16 protein-coding genes are annotated in these 21,343 nt (G+C 58.5%); 10 read left to right on the top strand and 6 right to left on the bottom strand.

The window, feature by feature from the left end:
* The first annotated feature begins 42 nt into the window (after positions 1 to 42).
* Entirely contained in the window at positions 43 to 462 is a 420-nt protein-coding gene (locus ACX80B_RS07460; protein WP_459294654.1) for a GreA/GreB family elongation factor, read from the top strand.
* Between the two features lie 7 nt (positions 463 to 469).
* On the opposite strand, the gene ACX80B_RS07465 is transcribed toward ACX80B_RS07460, so the two are convergent.
* Both ACX80B_RS07465 and ACX80B_RS07470 read right to left on the bottom strand, forming a co-directional pair.
* On the bottom strand, positions 470 to 1,741 hold the full coding sequence (locus tag ACX80B_RS07465; RefSeq protein ID WP_459294656.1) for an ROK family transcriptional regulator: 1,272 nt from the start codon (positions 1,739 to 1,741) through the stop codon (positions 470 to 472).
* Positions 1,742 to 1,759: 18 nt separating this feature from the next.
* The gene (locus tag ACX80B_RS07470) at positions 1,760 to 4,795 is read right to left on the bottom strand and encodes an alpha-mannosidase (protein WP_459294658.1); all 3,036 of its coding nucleotides are present in this window, start codon (positions 4,793 to 4,795) and stop codon (positions 1,760 to 1,762) included.
* A 106-nt stretch (positions 4,796 to 4,901) separates the two neighbouring features.
* Between ACX80B_RS07470 and vapB the strand changes: the two genes are divergently transcribed.
* The 4 genes from vapB (at position 4,902) to ACX80B_RS07490 (ending at position 9,675) form a co-directional block, all read left to right on the top strand.
* Positions 4,902 to 5,126: a type II toxin-antitoxin system VapB family antitoxin gene (gene vapB / locus ACX80B_RS07475; protein ID WP_459294660.1), complete on the top strand. Its 225-nt coding sequence runs from the start codon at positions 4,902 to 4,904 to the stop codon at positions 5,124 to 5,126.
* 11 nt (positions 5,127 to 5,137) lie between these two features.
* The gene (vapC, locus tag ACX80B_RS07480) at positions 5,138 to 5,527 is read left to right on the top strand and encodes a type II toxin-antitoxin system tRNA(fMet)-specific endonuclease VapC (protein WP_459294662.1); all 390 of its coding nucleotides are present in this window, start codon (positions 5,138 to 5,140) and stop codon (positions 5,525 to 5,527) included.
* Positions 5,528 to 5,610: 83 nt separating this feature from the next.
* Positions 5,611 to 6,447 carry a PhzF family phenazine biosynthesis protein gene (locus ACX80B_RS07485; protein ID WP_459294664.1) on the top strand — a complete coding sequence of 279 codons (837 nt, stop codon included), beginning with the start codon at positions 5,611 to 5,613 and terminating at the stop codon, positions 6,445 to 6,447.
* Positions 6,448 to 7,053: 606 nt separating this feature from the next.
* Complete coding sequence (locus ACX80B_RS07490; protein ID WP_459294666.1) at positions 7,054 to 9,675, top strand: P-loop NTPase; 2,622 nt, start codon at positions 7,054 to 7,056, stop codon at positions 9,673 to 9,675.
* 109 nt (positions 9,676 to 9,784) lie between these two features.
* Here the strand turns inward: ACX80B_RS07490 and ACX80B_RS07495 are convergent, their stop codons facing one another.
* Positions 9,785 to 10,420, bottom strand: a complete 636-nt coding sequence (locus ACX80B_RS07495; RefSeq protein WP_459294668.1) for a TetR/AcrR family transcriptional regulator — start codon at positions 10,418 to 10,420, stop codon at positions 9,785 to 9,787.
* A gap of 237 nt (positions 10,421 to 10,657) precedes the next feature.
* Between ACX80B_RS07495 and ACX80B_RS07500 the strand changes: the two genes are divergently transcribed.
* From ACX80B_RS07500 to ACX80B_RS07515, 4 genes are read left to right on the top strand one after another with little or no spacing between them, the layout of a single operon-like run.
* Positions 10,658 to 11,998, top strand: coding sequence for an ABC transporter substrate-binding protein (locus ACX80B_RS07500; protein ID WP_459294670.1), 1,341 nt, complete (start codon positions 10,658 to 10,660; stop codon positions 11,996 to 11,998).
* The gene (locus tag ACX80B_RS07505; RefSeq protein ID WP_459294671.1) at positions 11,995 to 12,879 is read left to right on the top strand and encodes a carbohydrate ABC transporter permease; all 885 of its coding nucleotides are present in this window, start codon (positions 11,995 to 11,997) and stop codon (positions 12,877 to 12,879) included. The genes ACX80B_RS07500 and ACX80B_RS07505 overlap by 4 nt, the downstream gene beginning before the upstream one ends.
* The gene (locus tag ACX80B_RS07510) at positions 12,876 to 13,793 is read left to right on the top strand and encodes a carbohydrate ABC transporter permease (RefSeq protein WP_459294673.1); all 918 of its coding nucleotides are present in this window, start codon (positions 12,876 to 12,878) and stop codon (positions 13,791 to 13,793) included. Before ACX80B_RS07505 ends, ACX80B_RS07510 begins: the two co-directional genes overlap by 4 nt.
* A complete protein-coding gene (locus ACX80B_RS07515; protein ID WP_459294675.1) occupies positions 13,790 to 16,918 on the top strand; it encodes a glycoside hydrolase family 2 TIM barrel-domain containing protein in 3,129 nt (1,042 codons plus the stop codon). Before ACX80B_RS07510 ends, ACX80B_RS07515 begins: the two co-directional genes overlap by 4 nt.
* A gap of 31 nt (positions 16,919 to 16,949) precedes the next feature.
* On the opposite strand, the gene ACX80B_RS07520 is transcribed toward ACX80B_RS07515, so the two are convergent.
* Both ACX80B_RS07520 and ACX80B_RS07525 read right to left on the bottom strand, forming a co-directional pair.
* Positions 16,950 to 17,567, bottom strand: coding sequence for an RES family NAD+ phosphorylase (locus tag ACX80B_RS07520; protein WP_459294677.1), 618 nt, complete (start codon positions 17,565 to 17,567; stop codon positions 16,950 to 16,952).
* Complete coding sequence (locus ACX80B_RS07525) at positions 17,561 to 18,133, bottom strand: hypothetical protein (RefSeq protein ID WP_459294679.1); 573 nt, start codon at positions 18,131 to 18,133, stop codon at positions 17,561 to 17,563. The genes ACX80B_RS07520 and ACX80B_RS07525 overlap by 7 nt, the downstream gene beginning before the upstream one ends.
* A gap of 174 nt (positions 18,134 to 18,307) precedes the next feature.
* Between ACX80B_RS07525 and ACX80B_RS07530 the strand changes: the two genes are divergently transcribed.
* On the top strand, positions 18,308 to 19,237 hold the full coding sequence (locus tag ACX80B_RS07530; RefSeq protein ID WP_459294681.1) for a DUF5655 domain-containing protein: 930 nt from the start codon (positions 18,308 to 18,310) through the stop codon (positions 19,235 to 19,237).
* 546 nt (positions 19,238 to 19,783) lie between these two features.
* On the opposite strand, the gene ACX80B_RS07535 is transcribed toward ACX80B_RS07530, so the two are convergent.
* Entirely contained in the window at positions 19,784 to 20,887 is a 1,104-nt protein-coding gene (locus ACX80B_RS07535; RefSeq protein WP_459294683.1) for a hypothetical protein, read from the bottom strand.
* Between the last annotated feature and the right edge of the window lie 456 nt (positions 20,888 to 21,343).

Here is a 21,343-nt window from a genome sequence, read left to right on the forward strand (position 1 = left end):
GGTGAATTCCAGCAGCTGCTTGCTCATAGAAGGATGAGGAAAATGCTTCCACAAACCGCACCCATTTCCTGGCTCACTCAGCAGTCGTACGACCGGCTGAAGGGCGAGTTGGATGTACTGCTGGACGAACGCAACAACCGAAGCGGCGCGGAGCCCGGCTCCGTGGAAGCGCGGATCCGCCAACTGACCGCCTTATTGAAGAACTCACGCGTACATTCCCCCGACGACGACGGCGTGGTCGAGCCGGGAATGCTGATCGAGGCCGAAATCGCCGGCCACCGGGAGCGATTCCTGATGGGCAGCAGGGAAATTTCCGACCATGGCGACGTGGACGTCTTCAGCGAAAGAAGCCCGCTCGGAGCTGCGATCTACGGCAAGAAACCAGGCGATACGGTCAGCTACACCGCCCCGAACGGCCGCCTCATCGAGGTCAGGATCCTAACGGCGAAACCATTCCTCTGATCGGACTCTAGCTGCTGAGCAAGAGCCGTTTCGTTTGTGGTGATATGGCGTTGTTGAAGACAGTACAGGCGGCGCCCACCGCACCGACATCGGTTCCGAGTACGGTACCGTCCACCTGGAGAGGGTGAATTGAATGCTCCACGGTGAGAGCGTGGAGCGCTTCGGGAACGATATCGAGATAGACCTCGGAAAGCATCGGCCAATATGGACCTCCGAAGACGACACGGTTAAAGTCCAGAGCGTTGGTCAGCACAGAGGCGGCCTTGGCGACCCGCCGGGCGGACCGTTCGATGATGGCGCGCGCTAGTTCGTCGCCGGAGTTGGCGGCTTTGCAGAGCAGGATGAAGGCAGTCTCGATACTGAGTGGATCTGACGTGTCGACTGGGTCAGGTAAGACACCGAGTTCGTGCGCCTCATCGACTAGATTGGCCGGCATGCAGGTGACGGCGAGGCATCCGCGGAGGCCACAGACACACTCTGGTCCATCGGGGTCGACGACGATATGACCGACCTCCCCGGCGTTTTGCGTGCTGCCGCGAATCACGCCCTCACCTGAAACAAGTCCCATGCCGATTCCTGTGCTGAGATAAACGAAGACGAAGTACTCACGGCTGTTCCAGTCGCCACCCCATATTTCAGCGACGGCGGCGGCCGCTACATCTTTTTCAAGAACGACAGGAAGACCAGTTTTGCGGCTCAGCGCGTCGCGGATGGGCACATCCTGCCAACCGTGAAGATTGGGCGGATTGACCACTATTCCGCGTGTGCAATCAACAGGGCCGGGCGAGGCAACACCGATCCCAATCACGCGGTCCTGATCCACTGATGTTTGGTCCAACAGGTCGGTAATGACTGTCACCATCACGTCGATGGTCACCTCGGGATCGGTCGCCGTGGGGGTGCGGAACGTCGAACGGGCCACCACTTTTCCGCTGAGATCGAGGATGACACACGTTGTAATCGCCGGATCAAGGTGTACTCCAACGGCATACCGGGCGGTTGGATTCAGACTGAGAACGGTGCGTGGCTTCCCCCTGGCGGATTGGATTTTGCCGGACTCCACCACAAGAGCTTGGTCCAGCAGTCTCTTGGCGATGTTGGAGAGGGTCTGGGCGGAGAGTCCGGTCGCGGCTGCAAGCTCAACCCTGCTTAGTCCACTGCGTGATCGGCGTATCGCATCCAAAACCACGGTTTGGTTGAAGTCGCCCATCCGGGGCAGGTTTGTGCCCCGGCGGGCGGTGGTTTTGGGCACGGCGCTCAGCGGAGGACCTCCAGTCACATCGGTTCTATTAGCATTTTAGGCCTGGGGCGAGAACCTCAGCGTGACAAGCTGGAATGGCCGCAGCTCAAGCTTTGCCGCGCCGTCGGAATGCGCGGTGATCCCACTGGCGGAAACCTCCCTCTCCAACAGATCAGTTTCGATGATCGATGCGACCGGAAAGTCAGCCGCCACGGTGCCGCGCGCCCTTGTGCCATGGGCTTCGTACAACCTGACAACGACGTCGTTGCTTCCGTCCTCTGCCATCTTCACCGCCTCGACAACTATGGCTGGATTGCTGACGCTAAACAACGGTGCAGCTGTGGAGCTGGCGACTCCGGTGACGGTCCGCACGGGTAGATTCATCCGGTAGCCTTCGCGGACTGCGTCCGGAATTGAAGCCCCGATGCGCAGGGAAACGTTCATGGTGTGCTCTCCCTGGTCGGCTTGTGGATCGGGGAATTTGGGCGCTCTCAGCAGAGACAGACGGACCGTTGTGGTGTTGCCGCGGCTTTCAGCACGCGTGCGCGTGATGTCGTGGCCGTACGTCGAATCGTTGGCCACGGCGACGCCGTAGTCTTCCTCCCCGACGTGGACCCATCGATGGGCGGACGTTTCGAACCGTGCAGCGTCCCAGGACGTGTTCGCGTGGGTGGGGCGATACACATGCCCGAATTGGATTTCAGAAGCGGCACGGTCGGCATGGACATCAAGCGGGAAGGCCAACTTCAACAACTTCTTTTGCTCATGCCAATCAACCTCCGTCGAGATGTTGATCGTGGGGTCGTCGTCTTCCAGGCGAAGGGTCTGTACGAGACGCGAAGCACCGAATTCACGGGTGATGCGAAGGGCATCCTGGACTTCGCCACGGGCGACCTCCAGCTTGACCGCCCCTGACAGGTCTTCGGTATTGCGCCGGTAGTGCTCGTCAATGTCCCAGGCGTCCCATTGCGTCGGCGTATCCCGGTGCAGCTGCAGCAGGTTCGCCGCGGCACCTGCGGGTACGAGTTCGCGGTCGGCGGCGAGGTCCACGATTGACCGAATCAGCCCGGCGTGGTCCACCCGCATCCGGACCTTGCCATTGTCGGCAACGAAACCGTCGTCGACCTCGGTAATCCGGTTCGACGTTTCGGTAGGAGTGGTCAGGCGTGCGCCGCTCATGGCGGGCACGCCCGAAACTTCGTAAGGTGACGCGTTGAGGCTGGCGGTCTCCTCGCCGTCGCCAAGCAGCGCCCGTGCGGCAGTATCGATGATTGCCTCCAGCCGGGCAACGACGTCGGCATAGTTCCGTTCCGCCTCCTGATGGACCCAGGCGATTGACGTTCCGGGCAGGATGTCATGAAACTGCTGCAACAGGACGGTGTGCCAGATCTTCTCCAAAGCCTCCGCCGGATACGCCGCTCCCGTGCGCACCGTTGCTGTTGTCGCCCAAAGCTCGGCTTCGCGGAGGAGATGCTCGGAGCGTCGGTTTCCCCGTTTAGTCCGGGCCTGCGAGGTATAAGTGCCGCGGTGGAACTCAAGGTACAGTTCACCCGACCACACGGGCGGTTCGGGGTACTCGGATTCGGCATCCTGGAAGAACGTACGCGGACTGGACAGCGTAACCGTCGGCGAGCCCTCGAGGGATTCGACGCGTTTTGCCGCTGCCAGCATTTCCCTGGTGGGCCCGCCACCGCCGTCGCCATAACCGAACGGGACCAAGGAGGTCGTGCCGATTCCCTTTTCCGCGTACTGCCGTTCGGCGCGCGCCAGTTCTTCCCCGCCAAGGTCCGAGTTGTAGGTGTCGACGGGCGGGAAGTGGGTGAAGATCCGTGTGCCGTCGATCCCTTCCCAGTTGAAAGTATGGTGCGGCATGACGTTGGTTTCGTTCCAGGATATTTTCTGGGTGAGGAACCACTTCGCACCGGCAGCTGCCACGATCTGGGGGAGGGCTGCCGAGTAGCCGAACGAGTCGGGGAGCCACACCTCTTCGCAGTCGATACTGAATTCGCGGAGGAAGAAGTTCTTTCCTGCGACGAACTGCCTGGCCAGGGCCTCTCCGCCGGGAAGGTTGGTATCGGACTCAACCCACATCCCACCGACTGGAACGAAATTGCCGGACGCCACTTTTTCCTTCACCCGGTTGAAAAGTTCGGGATAGGACTCCTTGAGCCATGCGTATTGTTGTGCCGAAGAGGCAGCGAACACGAATTTCGGATTGGCGTCGATGAGGTCGCAAACGTTGGAGAAGGTCCGTGCCACTTTGCGTACCGTTTCACGGGTCGGCCAGAGCCATGCAGAGTCGATGTGCGCGTGCCCGACGGCGTGTAGCCGGTGGGCGCTGGCGGTCGCCGGCTTGGCCATCACCGGTTCGAGAATTGCCCGGCCGGTTGCCGCGGTTCCGGAAACGTCATCGGGATCCATGGCATCGACCACCCGGTCCAGGGCGCGCAGGATTTCGGCACGGCGCGGGGACGACGGCGGCAGCTGCTCCAGCAGTCCGACGAGTGCCGTGAAATCCTGCTGCAGTTCCCATACCGGGACGTCGAGCAGTGCGATGTCCAGTTGGTTGAGGCGGTAGAGCTGTTCGTCGCCTGCCGTCGCCTTATCGCCGTAAGGGGTGGGGGTGAAGACGAAGTCCTGGGCGACATTCGGATTGGCTGCGGCTTCGATGTACAAGTCGACAGCGCCGTCGTCGTTGATATTAAGGGTTACAGCACGATTGAGCGGCTCAACGGCTTTAACAATCCGGCCCGTGGGAGTGTACACAGTTCCCTCCGCCTGGAAGCCGGACTGTGCACTCGTAAAGCCCAGATCGACCACCAGTTCGGCGCGCGTATCGGCCTCCGTTGCCCACTGCGGAGGGATGGATCCTGTGGCGTGGAACCACACCGTTCCCCAGGGTTTGCCCCAGGCCGACCCTATGGAGAATGGCAGGAAGGAGTTGCTTACCGCTTCCGCGAAGGGCACCGGCTCGTCCGGGACTTCCCACGCGGTGACATTGAGCGGCGTAGTGCGGCGGTACACGGCCGGTTCGATCCGTTCGGCCCGGAACCGGCGTATGCGCGCTTCAACGAGGGAGCTGTCGTAGTGCATGAGGTAGTACCTTTCGGGGTTGAAATGCGTAGGCAAAGTCTATGTTTCGGGCGAAGTAGTTGTTGGATATACACTAGACATATCCAGGAAATTAGCAGGAGGAGCCATGTTGACGGCGAAGCTGTTTAGGAGTAACCAATCGCAGGCGGTCAGGCTGCCCAAATCGTTGGAACTACCCTCTTCGGTGAGTGAGGTAGCGGTCTTTGCTGTTGGCCATTCCCGGATTCTGACGCCAGTGGATATGGTCTGGGACAGCTGGTTTGACGAACCTGTCGTCTCTGAGGATTTTCAGCGCGAGCAACCACTGCAGCAAGACCGCGAGCGGCTTTGATGATTCAGTTCATGCTCGATACGAACACCGTCATATTTGTGCTCAAGAACAAGCCCGACGATCTCCGTCGGCGGTTCAACGAACATCAAGGAAGACTCTGCATTTCCTCGGTCGCGCTGTCTGAACTGATTTACGGAGCGGAAAACTCCTCACGCGTCGATGCGAATCTGCGAACCATCGAAGGATTTACGGCGCGCCTGGAGGTTCTTCCCTTCGACGGAGCAGCGGCGCACCACACGGGCAGAATCCGCGCCGAACTGCGGCGGCTGGGCACCCCTATCGGCCCTTACGATGCCATGATCGCTGGCCATGCCCGGTCGGCAGGTTTAACGGTCGTGACGAACGACATTCGGGAGTTCGAGCGGGTTCCGGGACTGCAGATCGAAGACTGGACCGCATGACTGCCACGAGCGGCCGCCGCAGGGCAAAGCTACTTCGGCGATACCGTGAATATTTGCATAACTAGAGCCTTTAGAATTTCCTGATGCGAGAGTTTCTGTTTTCCCAGGTCGACGTCTTCTCTTCCGAGCCGGTGAAAGGCAATCCTGTGGCCGTGGTCCACGGGGCCGATTCCCTGACTGATGAGCAGATGGCACAGTTCGCTCGTTGGACGAACCTGTCCGAGACGACTTTCTTGTTGGAGCCTACCGATCCGGGTGCGGATTACCGGGTGCGGATATTCACCCCCGGTGGGGAACTTCCGTTTGCCGGTCATCCCACGCTGGGGACCTGTCACGCCTGGTTGGAGAAGGGCGGGGAGCCGGCACGGGAGGGTGTGGTGATTCAGGAATGCGGACTCGGGCTGATCACTCTTCGGCGGGATTCCGGCAAGCTGGCGTTCGCGGCACCTGCGTTGCTGCGTTCCGGTGCGCCGTCGGAGGCGGATCTGAGGCAAGTTGTGGCCAGTCTGGGTATCAGCGACGATCAAGTGCTCGGGGCCTCATGGGTGGACAACGGTCCCGGATGGTTGGGCGTCGAACTCGATTCAGCGCAGACGGTGCTGGCCCTGGAGCCTGACATGTCTGCGATGGGGGATTTCAAAGTGGGCGTCATCGGAAAGTATTTCGATGACGGTCCGGCGGATGTGGAAGTCCGCGCCTTTGTCCCCTCTCTCGGCGTACCGGAAGATCCGGTAACCGGTTCGCTCAATGCCGGTCTCGCGGGGTGGCTGATCGGGGAAGAGCGGCTGCCTGCCAGCTATGTAGTATCCCAAGGAACCGCGCTTGGCCGCCGCGGCCGCGTCTTCATCGACCAGGACGACGACGGCGTCTGGGTTGGCGGCCATGCGTTGACGTGCGTGGATGGGCAGGTCAGGATCTAGCGGCTTCGCCTCAGGGGACAATTAGTGTTGGTCAGTTTAAACTCGACTATCAGGAAGTACTGGGGTATCGCCCGGCTGACTCCAGGAACCAGCACCGGTCAGCAGTTTTTTGAATACAGTCAACTTGCCCAGAAAGAGAACTTCGCAACCACATAACCAGGGAGGGCCGACACATAGGTCGAGATCAGGGCGCCGACGCCGGCGTAGAGGGCTGTGTTCAGCATCAACTGCCAAAAGATGCGGTCGCAGCTGGCAGCTTATTCGGAAACGTTGTCGGACAGGGACGTACCCGGCGCAAAGGTGAAGGTGTACCCGGCGCAATGGTGAAGGTGGAGAAATACTCCGAAGCACCTTTCGTTGATGCCGCCACAATCCAGAACACGCGGAGCAAGCGCTACAAGGCTCCCAGCAGCAGGATGCCGGTTGCAACTATGCCTGACTCCTCACGCGAGGGGTGGTCTGATGGAGAGTGTGCTCACTGAGGTTCATCAAGAAGAAATAAAATGATAACGAAACGATAAGTATCGCCCCCACAAGGCGCATTAGAAGCGACTGCATGAGAGGATCAACGTCACGACATATTGGTTTGGGGGAGGACGAACTTGCATGAGTGATATCGATCAGGCCATAGACCGCCTGTCATACGCAATTCAACATGAAGAAGATCGCAAGATCGTTTTTCTTACCGGTTCAGGACTTAGCGCTCCAGAGGTGCCGAGCACCAAGGCTATGGTTTCAATATTCTTAAATGAAGTCGGTAACGATCCTAAGCTCAAAGAAAGAGTGAGAACGTTATCGGAATCGGACCAATATCAAGCGGCGGCTAGGGAAGTTCAACGCCGAAGAGGTGACCGGGGTCTTGCTGCCGCTATTGGAAAAGGCGTCCTGCAAGCGTTGAATTCGGACGCGATATCTGCGGGTGTAGACCCAGAATCCATTAAAGACACCGATTGGAATCTCCCAGTAGCTCAAAAATTATTGGGAGAATTGTTCTCGCAAATCCCACACCAGCAAAAGGGTGCGGTGATTACTACCAATTTCGATTCATTGACAGAGGCGTCATTTAATTTACACCAGATTTCATCGACGCCATTGGCTGTGCCCGGTACGCAGGCCTTCCCAATAGATGCAATCTTAGGTCCATTGCCAATAGTGCATCTGCACGGGTCGTGGGAAAAGACCGCCACTCTTAGTACGGCTCTCGAACTTGGAAAAGAGCGTCCGGATATCCAGCGCATGATTACCCGATTACTGGACAAGTCCATTCTCGTAGTTTTAGGGTATGGAGGGTGGGACGACTCGTTTACTCGCACATTAACTCAAATGATTAAAGATGGCCATACTTCCTCTCTTGAAACTGAAATCATGTGGCTTCAGTATGGGCCTCAAAGTGGAATCAAGGCGCACCCCTTATTGAATGATATTAACGGAATTGCGGGGATCAACGTCTATTGTGAAATCCGCGCTGAAGACTTCTTGAAGGGTGTTATTGATGAAGTTGGAATCCTTAAACGAGCATCTAAGACCGTTCCTCTAGGTTGGTCAGCTGCTCCTTCCTCCACAGATAATACTTTCACAAAGAGCACTCTCTTGAGATATATGGATGGGGCACATCCTTCTTGGGCTTCCGCCCAGCAAATGCCTATGTTAGATAATGCAATAGATGCCTTATCCACAGTAAAGGAAGCATGTTCATCAGGTGATTCTAAGTTTATAGTCATTTCAGGCCCGGCAGGAGAAGGAAAATCCACGGCACTGCATCAGGTCGCGATGAAACTCGTGACGGAACATCCCGACGCCAACATATTGAATCGAAATCCCGCTGCTCCACGGATTACGCCGGATTGGATCGAGTATGTTGCGGTGAGTAGTGACTTATCGATCCTATTTATTGACGACGCTGACTTGGTATTTGATCAAGTTTATCAATCGCATTTGGCCCTGGAAGAGGGAACTAGGGGCCGAATTATATGGGTCTTGTCCATGCACACATCGTATTTGCGTTCTCAACATGTTCAGAACAAGTTGTCGAATCAGAATGCAATAGTCCTAGAATTTGAACAGTTTAGTGAAGGGGATGCCCTAGCACTTGCCGAGGCTTGGCAGCACCACAGCTTGCTTCCAGCGTCTTATGCTGACTATTCCAAAGATGCCGTCGCTTCTATGATCTCTGATGCAGGTGAATCCTCACAAGGTCGTTCGCTTTTTGGGTCGATTCTTCATCTATGGGGTGGGGAGGGACTGTATGATCGCGTTAACGATTTGCTTGCTCGAATTGCACGATTGGCAATAGCTGGCATCAGCTTTAAGCACTTGCTTAGTGCTGTTGCGGTTACTCAAGTAGCTTGGGACTTGGAAGCTGATCAGGGTGCAGGTCTTAGCCTTGCTGCATTAGGCGTGCTCGCTAACGTCACGAACCAAGACGTCGTGCGGCTAGTAGTTGAACCTTTGGGTCGAGAGGTTGGCATATCCCAAATTGGAGATCGTGTCTATGTGCGCCATCCATCGATCGCCAATGCTATTTATGACATTTTAAGTGGTCATGAAGAGTTGGAAAGTGTTGTGGTGGACATAGCTCGCAAGGGCGCCGCAATGAGGTATTCAGGTGACTATACGAGTGCAGATTACGCATGTGCCTATAAGATAGCTCGTCAACTATCAGGGGGTGAGGCCCTGGCAGCTAGTTTTGCCGCAGTTGATGGTGCGCCGGGCAGACTGGAGCCTCGAGTAACTGCAATCGCTGTCCGTCGCGAAAATGGACAATTACGGACCGCGCAAAAATACGCCTTAGAGATTTCTAAACGACTTCCCGAGTTTGCGGATCACATGCAATTCCAGCGAGGCTTCTATGTCGAGTGGGCCGTCGTTGAGTCACGGCTTGGAAACTACGAGCGTGCCCTCAATCTTGCGATCCATGCGGTGAGTGATCAGGTTTCTGGGTTCCTCCCACTCGACAAGTTGCAATACGGTCTGGTCAATATCGCCGCTTTCTCAGACAAACTTGTTCGTTCTGGTGGTTCTTCTGCAGTCCAGTTGAGGCAGGCAACGGGGAAAGCGCTAAATCGTGTTCCGGAAAATTCGGACCGGTTTTCTCGTTTCGCGGAACTCGGGGACAATTCAAGTTTGTTCACAATTACGCGAGAATTTCGTACTGCTGCATTGGCATTTGCTCCGTCCGGAGCAACGTTTCGTAAGATGCAAGAAGTGATTCGTTTAAACGGATTCTGATGATGATACCGATAGATATACGTCGCCGGGCGGGGAACCCGGTTCCTGAAGATTAGCGATGGCCAGGTTGATCTCCAAAGTTGCTTGGGTGATGGCAACCCCAGCGAAGTCAGCGGGCCGGATCGGGAAGAATCGCCAGGTCGAGAAAGGCGCGAAGCGTGGCTGCCACGTCGACGCTGGATGGGTCGTGAAGCCATTGCACCTGGATGCCGTCCCACAGGGCCACGAGGGATGTGGCCAGCATGTCCGGGTCGGCCCCAGAGCGCAGCCGGCCTTCGTCCTGTAGCTTGGCGAATTCCTGTGCGTAGCGTTGCCGCAATCCCGCGAAACGCTCGGCGAAATACTGCCGGCCGGGATGATCCTCTGTGGTCGCTTCACTGACGAGTACCGAGTACAGCTGCACCACGCCGGGAACGTCCTCGTTCCACTTGGCCTGTTGCTCAAGCTCAGTGTAGAGATCGACGTAAGCATCGCCGTCGGGCTGGGCTCTGACGCCGATCTTATCCCGGTGATTCAGCACGGCGACCAGTAGATCCTGCTTGGTGGGGAAGTAGTGAAAGAGGCTGGTTTCGCTGATTCCGGCGGCGTCGCTGATGTTTTTCAGCGAGGCTGCGCGGTAGCCGCGTTGGGAGAACACTTCATGCGCGGCGTCGATAATGGCGCCGCGTTTTTGCGTTGACTTCGCGTACGGTCCGCGCGATCCGCTGCGTCCCGCCGGCTTCCGTCCCGCCTGTTTCGTGGCCACTGGCCACCCCCTCCTTTGTGTCGGCCCAACCGGCCGCTGCCGGCCCAAGCGACCGAAATGCTCCTGTCCAGCAGACTACCGTAACGCAACGTGAAAGTAGAGTGACCGCTCGAATTTTGTGTTACTGTGCTTGACATCACGACGTCGGCAGCCCGGTGGCGATAGACAGCAAAGCCGGGCGGGCAAGCCGGAATGCGTGAGTGTTTGCTCTTCTTTTCAGCACAACGAGGTGAACTTATGACAGGACCGGTGACACGGCGGCAACTGCTCGGCTACGGCTTGGGCGCCGCGGTCATGGCTTCCATCGCAGGGTGTGGAACGCCCGGAAGTACGTCGATCAATGCTGCTCCAACGATTCCGCAGGCGGGCAAGAAGGTCACGCTGACCTATTGGTCCTGGCTGAAGAATCTGCAAAAGGTCGCGGACATCTGGAATGCGAAGAATCCGGATGTGCAGGTGCAGACGGTGTGGATTCCGGCCAGCAACGACGGCGGGTATCAGAAGATCTTCTCCGCGCTCGCCGCGCAGAGTGGTCCGGATCTGGCGCAGATCGAGATGCGGACACTTCCCGAATTCATCCTGGTCAACGGCCTGGTCGATCTGGCCCGCTACGGCGCCAACGACTATGCCGGCCGCTATGACCCAACGTTGTGGAACCAGGTCAGTTTCAATGACGGCGTGTATGGGATTCCGCAGGACTCGGGGCCGGTCGGTTTCTACTACCAGACCGAACTGCTGGATCAGGTGGGAGCGAAACCGCCCGAAACCTGGGGTGACTGGGCGCAGTTGGCCGCGGAACTCCGGCGCGCCAAGGTGTACCTCGATTGCTTCCCACTGTCGGATCCGAGCATCTTCACCGCTTACGCGATCCAAGCCGGAGCAACCTGGCTGAAGACCACCGACGACGGCTGGACCATCGACATGACCGGTGATGCCACGATGCGGGTCGCCCGTTTCTTCGACAACGCCCTCAAGAAGGATCTGGTGACGACGGCGTACGAACCCTTCTCGCCGGCATGGTTCTCCTCCGCCGCGAATGGCAAGCTCGCCTCGATCACCAGTGCCAGCTGGGCCGACGCACTGATCCAGGGCGTCAGCGGCGCCGAGGGCAAATGGCGGGTGGCGGATATGCCCAGATGGGGCAAGCAGGGGTATGGGTCCACACAAATTGGTGGATCCACGGCCGCCGTCCTCGCGAACAGCCAGCATCCCTACGAGGCGCTGCAATTCGCGACGTGGATGACGACCAGCCAGGAGGGTATCGACGCCATGATCGAGCACAGCGGCATCGGCTGGTCGCCAACTCCCGACGTCATCGGCACCTCGAGGCTGGGCCCGTCAGAATTCTTCGGCGGCCAGAGCTACAACGAAGAGGTCTTCGCGCCCGCGGCCAAGCAGCAGAATCCGGATTGGAACTGGTGGCCGCTCACGCAGCAGTCGTTCAACATCCTGTCCGACGAGTTCCGCAAGCAGGCATCGGGCGGCACCCTCGTCGACGCCGTCGCAGGGGCCGAAGGCAAGATCATGGACGCGTTCAAGAACAAGGGCCTGAGCATCCGAAAGGCAGACCACTCATGACAAAGAATCTCAAGCGCACGCCGTGGCTGTTGCTGGCACCTTTCCTGTTGCTGTTCCTGCTCACGTTCATCCTGCCGATCCTCGCGGCCGTGGGCAGCAGCTTCACCAGCGTTCGCCGCGAAGGTCTCTTCGGTGAACAGGGCGTGGTCTCCGAATTCGCCTGGTTCGAAAACTATGTCCAAGTACTGGCCGACGCCGGCTTCCTCGCCTCGATCGGGCGGATGGTGCTCTTCGGGCTGGTCCAGGTACCCATCATGATGCTGCTCGCCACCGTGCTGGCGATCCTGCTGGAATCGGCCTCCGCCCGCTGGCCCGGATTTTTCCGCGCCGCGTATTTCCTCCCGTACGGCATTCCCGGCGTTATCGCGACGATCCTCTGGTCGTTCCTGTATGTCCCCGGACTGAGTCCGATCATCGATGCGGCCGCCGTCGTAGGAATTGAATTGGACTTCCTGGGCCCATCCACCGTGCTGTGGTCCATCGCCAACATCGTGACCTGGACCTACACCGGCTACAACATGATGATCATCATCGCCCAGCTCAAATCCATCCCCGGTGAGATTTACGAAGCGGCGAAGATGGACGGCGCGAGCGGTTGGCAGGTGGCGTGGAAAATCCAGGTCCCGCTCATCCGCCCGGCGCTGCTGCTGACCACCGTCTTCTCGATCATCGGGACCATGCAGCTCTTCGCCGAACCGCAGGTCCTCGCCTCAACGTCGCCTGCGATCGACAGCCAGTACACCCCGAACCTCAGCGCATATACGACGGCGTTCGCGTACAACGACTACAACGATGCGGCTGCCCAGGCAGTGTTGATTGCGCTCGCCGCGTTCGTGCTCTCGTTCGCGTTCCTGCGCCTGACCAATAGGAAGTCCGTATGACCGCCACCCAGAACGTCATCAGCCGCGAGGCCGCCAAGGCCCAAACCGCGCCGGACGAAACGAAACGCTCAACCGGCCGGCCCCGTGCGGCGACGATCCTCATCACCGGGGTACTCGTCGTCGTCGCACTGTACTTCCTGGTTCCCGTGTACTGGGTTGTCCTGGCCGCGACCAAGACCACCGAAGATCTCTTTGCCAGCAACGGGTTCTGGGTCGGAAGCACCTTCAACCTCTGGACCAACGTGGTGCAGGTGTTGACGTTCGACGGCGGTGTCTTCGTCCGCTGGTTCGCCAACTCGGTCTTGTATGCAGGGGTGGGCGCACTGGGTGCCACCTACTTTGCGGCGGCGGGCGGCTATGCGCTGTCCAAGTACAACTTCCGCGGCCGGAACCTGATCTTCGGCACAGTCCTCGGCGGTGTCCTTGTCCCCGGGACCGCGACGGCGCTGCCGCTGTTCCTGCTCTTCAGCCAGATGGGCCTGGCCAACACCTACTGGAGCGTGCTGCTGCCTTCGCTCGTTTCGCCGTTCGGATTGTTCCTGTGCCGGATCTACGCGGACGCCTCCGTGGACGGCTCGCTGATGGAAGCGGCCCGGTTGGATGGAGCAAGTGAATTGCGGATTTTCCATACCGTCGGGCTGCGGATACTGACCCCTGCACTGGTCACGGTATTCCTGTTCCAGCTGGTCAGCATCTGGAATAACTACTTCCTTCCGCTGGTCATGCTCGCCGATTCAAACCTGTACCCAATCACCCTGGGCCTCAAGAACTGGAGCACCCAGGTGGAGCGGCTGCCCGAATTCTACGAACTCACGACCGGCGGCGTCCTGCTGTCCGTCATCCCACTTGGAATTGCAATGATCGTTCTGCAGCGCTTCTGGCGCGGCGGACTCACGGAAGGATCCGTCAAATGACGATGCCGGTTGAACAGTACCTCTCGGATCGGGCACCCGGCAGCGGCAAACGCCTGCCACCCCGGTCATCGCTCCGATCAGACGCACCCCGGATGTCGCTCAACGGGCACTGGCGGTTCCGCTTGCTGGATGCCGCGCCCGGCCAGAGCCACAGCACCGGAACCCTTCCCGACGGCGAGATGCCCGACGACGTCGCGGCGGGAAGTTTCGACGACTCCAGCTGGGACCACATCCAGGTTCCTGGTCATTGGGTGCTGCAGGGGGATGGGAAGTGGGGCCGGCCGATCTACACCAACGTCCAGTACCCCTTCCCAGTCGACCCGCCGCATGTCCCTGACGAGAATCCCACCGGTGACTACCGGCGTCGCTTCGCGCTCCCCGGGGACTGGGCCAGTGCGGAACGAATCGTGCTGCGGTTCGACGGCGTGGAGTCCACGTACCGGGTCTGGATCAATGGCCAGGAGATCGGCGTCGGAAAGGGCAGCCGCCTGGTGCAGGAATTCGACGTGACGGACGACGTGAGCGCCGGGGATAACCTCATCGTCGTCCGGGCTCATCAGTGGTCGGCCGCGAGTTACCTCGAAGACCAGGACCAGTGGTGGCTGCCGGGAATCTTCCGCGACGTCACGTTGGAGGCCAGGCCGGAGGGCGGGATCGACGACGCCTGGCTGCGGACGGGCTACCTCGACGGCGGCGGATCCATATCGCCGGAAATCATCGCCGGGGCGGACGCGTACCCGGTCACTCTGCGCGTGCCCGAACTCGGGATCGAGCAGGTCTGGGAAACGCCGCACGACGTCGATGACATCAGCATCCGCCGGGTGGAACCATGGACCGCGGAAACCCCGCGGCTCTACGAAGCCACCGTTACAACGGCGGCCGAGACCGTAAACCTGCGGCTCGGCTTCCGCACCGTCGAGATCATCGGGGACCAGTTCCTGGTCAATGGCCGGCGCGTGGTGTTCCACGGCGTGAACAGGCATGAGGCGCATCCCGACCGGGGACGTGTCTTCGACGAGGAGCACGCCCGCGCGGACCTGTACCGAATGAAACAGTTCAACGTCAACGCGATCCGCACCAGCCACTATCCGCCCCATCCGCGGCTGCTCGATCTGGCCGACGAGATCGGGTTCTGGGTGATCGACGAATGCGATATTGAGACGCACGGCTTCGAGAAGAATGGCTGGATCGATAATCCCAGCGACGACCCGGCCTGGCGGTCCGCGTACCTTGACCGGATTGAACGCATGGTCGAGCGGGACAAGAACCATCCCAGCATCGTGATGTGGTCGCTCGGTAATGAAGCCGGCACCGGCATGAATCTCGCCGCCACCTCGAGCTGGGCGCACACCCGCGATCCCGGCCGGCCGGTGCATTACGAGGGCGACTACACCGGCGAGTACACCGACGTCTATTCGCGCATGTACTCGTCGGTGCCGGAGACGGAATCGATCGGCAAGGACGGCTCTTCGGAACTCCTCCTCGGCTGCAATGCCGCGGAATCGGCACGCCAACGCAGCAGGCCCTTCATCCTCTGCGAGTACGCCCACGCCATGGGTAACGGACCCGGCGCCCTGGACCAATACGAGGAACTCGTCCGTCGCTATCCACGGCTGCACGGCGGCTTCGTCTGGGAGTGGCGCGACCACGGTATCCGCACCAAAACCGCCGACGGAACCGAGTATTTCGGCTACGGCGGGGACTTTGGCGAGGTGCTCCATGACGGGAACTTCGTCATGGATGGACTGATACTCAGCGACGATACTCCCACCCCCGGTCTGCACGAGTTCAAGGCCGTCGTCCAACCGATCCGGTTCGAATTCGTCGACGACTTTGTCCGCGTCATCAATGCGCAACACACCGCTGACACCTCCGGCCTGATCTTCACTTGGAACCTGGAGTACGACGGCGTCACGGCCGACGGCGGGGAGCTCGACATCGCTTCGGGCAAGTTGGCTGCGGGTGAGACCTCCAACGTGGAACTTCCAGCTTTCAAAACTGCGGAGGACGCTGAAAGCTGGCTGACCATCACCGCCGAACTGCGCGAAGACACCGTGTGGGGGAGTGCCGGACACGTTGTGGCTGCTTCGCAGAAGGACGTCACCCGCAAGTCCAGCCGCTCCCTTTCCACGACCGGCCGCTCGGCCTATGCGCGGCAATCGCTGTTTGGGCGTGGACAGTTGCGGCAACATTCATCGACGGTGGGGGAGTCGCGAACTCCAGCGGTTGGCGAGCTCACGCTTGGTCCTGCGACATTCCGCGACGGCCGGCTCACTCGCCTCAATGGTCTCCCGGTGAACGGTCCCCGCCTTCAACTGTGGCGGGCTCCAACCGATAATGATCGCGGGTCATCATTCGGTAGCTACCACCGCACTGATCCACGGGCCAGTCTCGGTCATGGCCAGCCGGCTCCTTCATCGGAAGTGCAGTGGCTTTCCGCCGGCCTGGACCGGCTGGAGCACCGTATCGACAGCGTTGAGGTGGGGGACTCGCAGTTGCGGATGCGGACCAGATCCGCCGCCGCCAGGGACGTGCAAGCTGTGTGGACGCAGACCACCTGGACGTTATTGGACGAACCGGGGTCTGACGATGCCAGCCTGCTGTTGCAGATTGAAATGATGCCGACGACTGGCTGGGACATCCTGTGGCCACGCCTCGGAGTCCGCTTCGACCTGCCGTCAACGATCTCGGGAGCAACCTGGTTCGGAAGTGGGCCGCACGAGTCCTATCCCGACAGCATGAACGCTGCCATGACCGGCCAGTTCCAAGCGGCGATCGATGACCTCACCTTTCCCTACGCGCGGCCGCAGGAGAACGGCCACCGCAGCGACCTACGGTGGCTCCAGCTCGCGGAAAAGGACAAGCCATGGGCGGATATCACCGCTCAGCGGGACGCCGCAGGTAGGTTCCCCGGTTTCACGCTCTGCCGAAATACCGCAGAGGAAGTTGCCTCGGCAGGACATCCGCATGAAATTCCGGCCAGCGACCGGACGTACCTGTATTTGGATGCTGCACAGCACGGGTTGGGAAGCCGCGCCTGCGGCCCCGACGTATGGCCAGACTTCGCCTTGGCCCCGGAGGCCCGTACTCTCGAACTGAAAATCACCATTCCATCCAGTATGTGAGAGTCTCCAACAATCCTGGGCAAGTGAGGGGCTATGGAACCTCTACGTCGATCTTGATGGAGCTGCAAAAGTCGATTAGCCAGTCCAGATCCGGCCCGTTGGCAAACTCCATAGGGGTGCTCCCTGGATCTATGTCCAGGGAGCCATTGGCTTGCCCGAAAAGGACATAGGCCCGCGAAGAATTAAGCTTCGACGACATCCAGACGCAACCGTCGAATCCAGCCTTCCAAGCGGCTTCCGCCCAAGTGACCGTACTGGAATACAGTGCGGCGTTGCAGGATGTCAGCTGATCGGGGACCAGCCCGAAGCGGCGCAGCCCAGTGCCGTGGAAAGCCGCCAGCCGGAGGTCCCGTGTTGTCACCAGTCCGGCGCATATCCGATCCAGGTACTTTGCCGGGTACAACGTACCGCCTTTGGCCGGAAGATGGTGCAGGATGCTTTCGCAGACGGCTGCCTCCACATTTTCGGCCGCATACAGCACTGGCACGGGCGGGTTCCCGAAAAAGGCGAAACGGGTCGGCTCGCCGAAACCTGGATTGAATTCGGTGGGCTTACGCCGGTTGCCATAGCTTCTATACAGCACCATTCCGGCGGGCAGCACCTCGCTCTCCGGATCGAAGGGAACCGGGGGAGCGGGGACGACTACCAACGCTCGGCCAGGTCCGACCGGGCGGCACTGATCAGACGGTCAGCGTCCTCAATGTGGTCCACTGGGCGGTCACCATCCAGGTATCCGTTCGGTGTGCACATCCACTGGAGCAGGTGCCGCTCCTCCCATCCCGCGGTGCGGCCAATTTCAGCCAGTTCAGCAATGACCTCACGGACTTCGCCTGCCTCGTGATTGAACTGGAAGCCGGGGAAGAGAACTTTCCGCCCGCGCTTCACGCCCAGTATTCTGCCTTCCTTGGCTAAGGCGTGAGCCCGGTTCCGATTGGTCGGACTCGACCCGAGAAGCTCCGCGACGCCGCCGCTGTCCAGCATGCCAAACTCGCGCTCCATGGCCCGCCACCGGTTTTCTGTCGCCTGCAGAGACCGCGCTACGGCAGGTGTGGCCTCCATGCCAACCTCGACATGGGCGAGGACTTCGGAGAGTGCAGCGGCACTGCGGACCAGATTTTCATCCCGGCGGCGCAGCAACTCTTCGACCCGGGTGATGTCTTTAGCTTGGCGTGGGTGCTCCGGCGGGGTCTTCAAAGGCACTGGATGACGAATCATACAAATCATTATAGTGTCATCTGCGTCATCCTCATAGGGCAGCGGCACCGGGGCGGCTCCTCACATCGCTCCACGGCAACATAACCGCGCTCATAGAGGGAGTAGCAGTCGCGGTTGTCAGAGAAGCAGCAGGACTCATTCATTTCTTGAGTCGGATGTGGAAGAGTTATTTGCATGCCCGATCTGAAACTGTTCCGAATTGATGGTGGCAAAGCCACAGAACTAGCGTCCCAAACGCTCGCGCTGGAGCGGAATCTTCAGACCCTTATCGAAGAGAATATGGACACTACGTTCGGTGTTCGATTTCTAGCCAGTGAGTACACAACAGGCAAGATTCACCGAGGAAGGATCGACTCTCTGGGGCTGGACGAAAACGGCTCACCCGTCATTTTCGAGTACAAGAGAACCACGAATGAGAACGTCATCAACCAAGGCTTGTTCTATCTTGACTGGCTCATGGATCACAAAGGTGAATTCCAAATATTGGTAGCTTCGAAAATCGGGGCCGATGTAGCCGACAACATCGATTGGTCAGCCCCACGGCTCATTTGCGTAGCAAACGACTTTACCCGCTATGACGAATATGCCGTCAGGCAGATCAACCGAAATGTCGAGTTAGTGCGCTATCGAGATTTTGGTCCTGACCTGCTGGCCATCGAACTAGTTACTACAGTCACGACCGAGACAACAGCCACGAGGAAGAAACCAACGACGGTTTCGCCTGACACAGGAAAAAAGTCCAGTCGGTCAAAAACAGTCGCCGAACTGCTTGCTCAAGCAGACGACGATCTCAAGTCCCTATATGAAAAGTTTGAAACCTTCGCTCTGTCATTAGGAGATGACGTCGTCAAGAACGAACGGTCCCTGTACTTCGCTTTTCGACGCCTTAAGAACTTTGCATGTGTGGAAGTCCATCCAACATCCAAGAATCTTTTGATTTATTTGAAGCTGGATCCCAAAACGGTCGACCTTCACGAGTACTTCAGCCGAGATGTAAGCAACATTGGCCACTTCGGAACTGGCGACTTGGAGTTGAGAGTCGCGTCTGGGTCGCCTTGGTCATTGGTGGAGGAGCTTACTCGCCGGGCGCACGCTGCCAACTGAGTGGGCTGCTCTTCACAAAGCGAGTCCAGATTGAGCGTTGCACAAAAAGCCACTAGGTTTCAGCCCCTGAGATCCGCGACGCCTTTGTCCTTTGGTTGTATCTTGGATTCGGCGATTAACGAAACCTGGCAGTAGATCGAGACCGGCCCGGGCTCCACAGCCCTCTTCATTCCTCGAGTCCGAAGATGGTCAAATCCTCGATTGTAAGTTGGTTGCGTAGCTTGCAATGCACTGTTTGGTTGGCGAACCTGCCTAGTCGCCAATGCGCTTGATCCTGATCTACGGTTGAGATCCATTCGACTGGAGCGATGTACTCATCTGCGTCGGCGTCAGAAGCGCATCCGGGTGAGCGTACCGGCCTTGTACCTGCAGAGAACTAAATTGGTGTTCGACGCCGTCACTGCTCAAGGTTGCTTCATCTGCGGGAGCACTGCGCCCTGAAGTCGAACGTTTCAGGGTTTCATCCTCGTTGGAGTATTCCAGTTATCGAGGCGCTGCTACCGTCGCTTCCCTTAAACGTTTGACCATTGAGGCAGGAAGGTACGACTACGGGACGACCGGTCCTGTCCTTAGTTTGTCCAGTGCTACAACAACCTTATCGATGGCTGAGTCAGGCAGATCCGAAAGGGCGATGTTGGGGCGCTTGACGAAATTGCTATCTCTCATATCCTTCAAGATTCCCGCTGCCTTCTGGAAATGCGGGACCTGGTTCAATGAGTAGAGAAACGCCTCGATAACCGCTGGGTTCATCCGTTGTATCACTGACTTGTTTTCTTGATTGGTGAAGCTAAATTCCAAGGAGGTCCGCCCTCCCTCGTAGTGGTAGATGTAAAGAGTTCCGATCCATCCCAGCTGTTCATTATTGATCCTAAGCCCACCGGAAGGAATGGTCTTCAAGCCGACGGGAGAGCCGGCGAAGGTCATGCCACGGCTATCCGCTTTCGCGATCAGGTTGTTGAACTTATCCAAATTTTGACGATCGTTGATCTCCAGCCAGTCTTGATATTCGCGAAGGGTCCACGTCCGCTGTTGGCGTTTCGCAACTTCTGCCTTGGCTTCTGCGATTTCTTCCCCATAAGTTTCGTGCATGAGTATGTCTATGTCGCCGGTAGACATTCTGGTGTACTGGACTGCGATAATTGACGTTTCTGGTCCCGCCATGAAGTTGAGGTATTCAACCATCCGTTTGAGGCCAGCGCTTATTTCATCGACAGCGAGTACGATACTGAATCGTCCGGCCGTCAGATTTTTGGCCAGGTCTTCTTCGAAGTGGATGTCCTGATCGGCGGCGCCAACCAGCGGATGCCCGGTGCGTGCCTCCCATTGCGTTTGAAACTCGACTGCGTTCATTTTCCAGAAGCGGGATGCATAATCGAACATTTGCCCAATGATCTCGCGTCTAATCTGTGGATTGGAAGCGAGTTTGCACTCAACAAGCGTGATCGATCCATCGCTTTCAACGGCGACCAGATCAGTGCGTCCGACATCAGAACGGAACTCTTTGCAGGTTCTAGCTGCGGGGCCCACCCCCGGGATTAGTTGAGGATGGTCCGCCAGGATTTCCTGTAAATGGGCCTCCAGTTCGAAGCGGCTGGGCGCTGGCTCTTCCCAAGGTCCTGCGCCCTTGTTCCGAATCAGAATGTTGCTCATAACAATCCATGCTCCTCCCAGGCACCGTTATTGAATAATAACTGTGAACCTCCGGACCTGAGATCGCAAGGCTGACTTTGCCTGCGTAGGCCTCGTCCATCGTTGAGTTTTCGCAGAAAATGGATGCTGTGTCCAGGCGTCAATGTGCTTGCAATTCCCACCTACGGGGCTTTCCACTGCGCTTCTTCGAGGTTAAGTGCCACGCACCACAATGTTCGCAAGTGTAGATACGGACCGGGACCTTTAGCGCACGGGAGCGACCCTTATTTCTGATCGCCTTAAGTGCGAGAGCGGCGTTCCATCGCGTCGAATATTTGATGTTGATGCAGGTGGCCATTGCGGCACCCTCTCTGTCGAGAAGATTGCTCGCATGGCTAATACCCACACTTGAACGCGCACTTAAATGAAGCGTTCCTACGACTCACTTTAATGTGATTTCTGTCAGTCTACTCGCGG

Source organism: Arthrobacter monumenti (assembly GCF_054511255.1).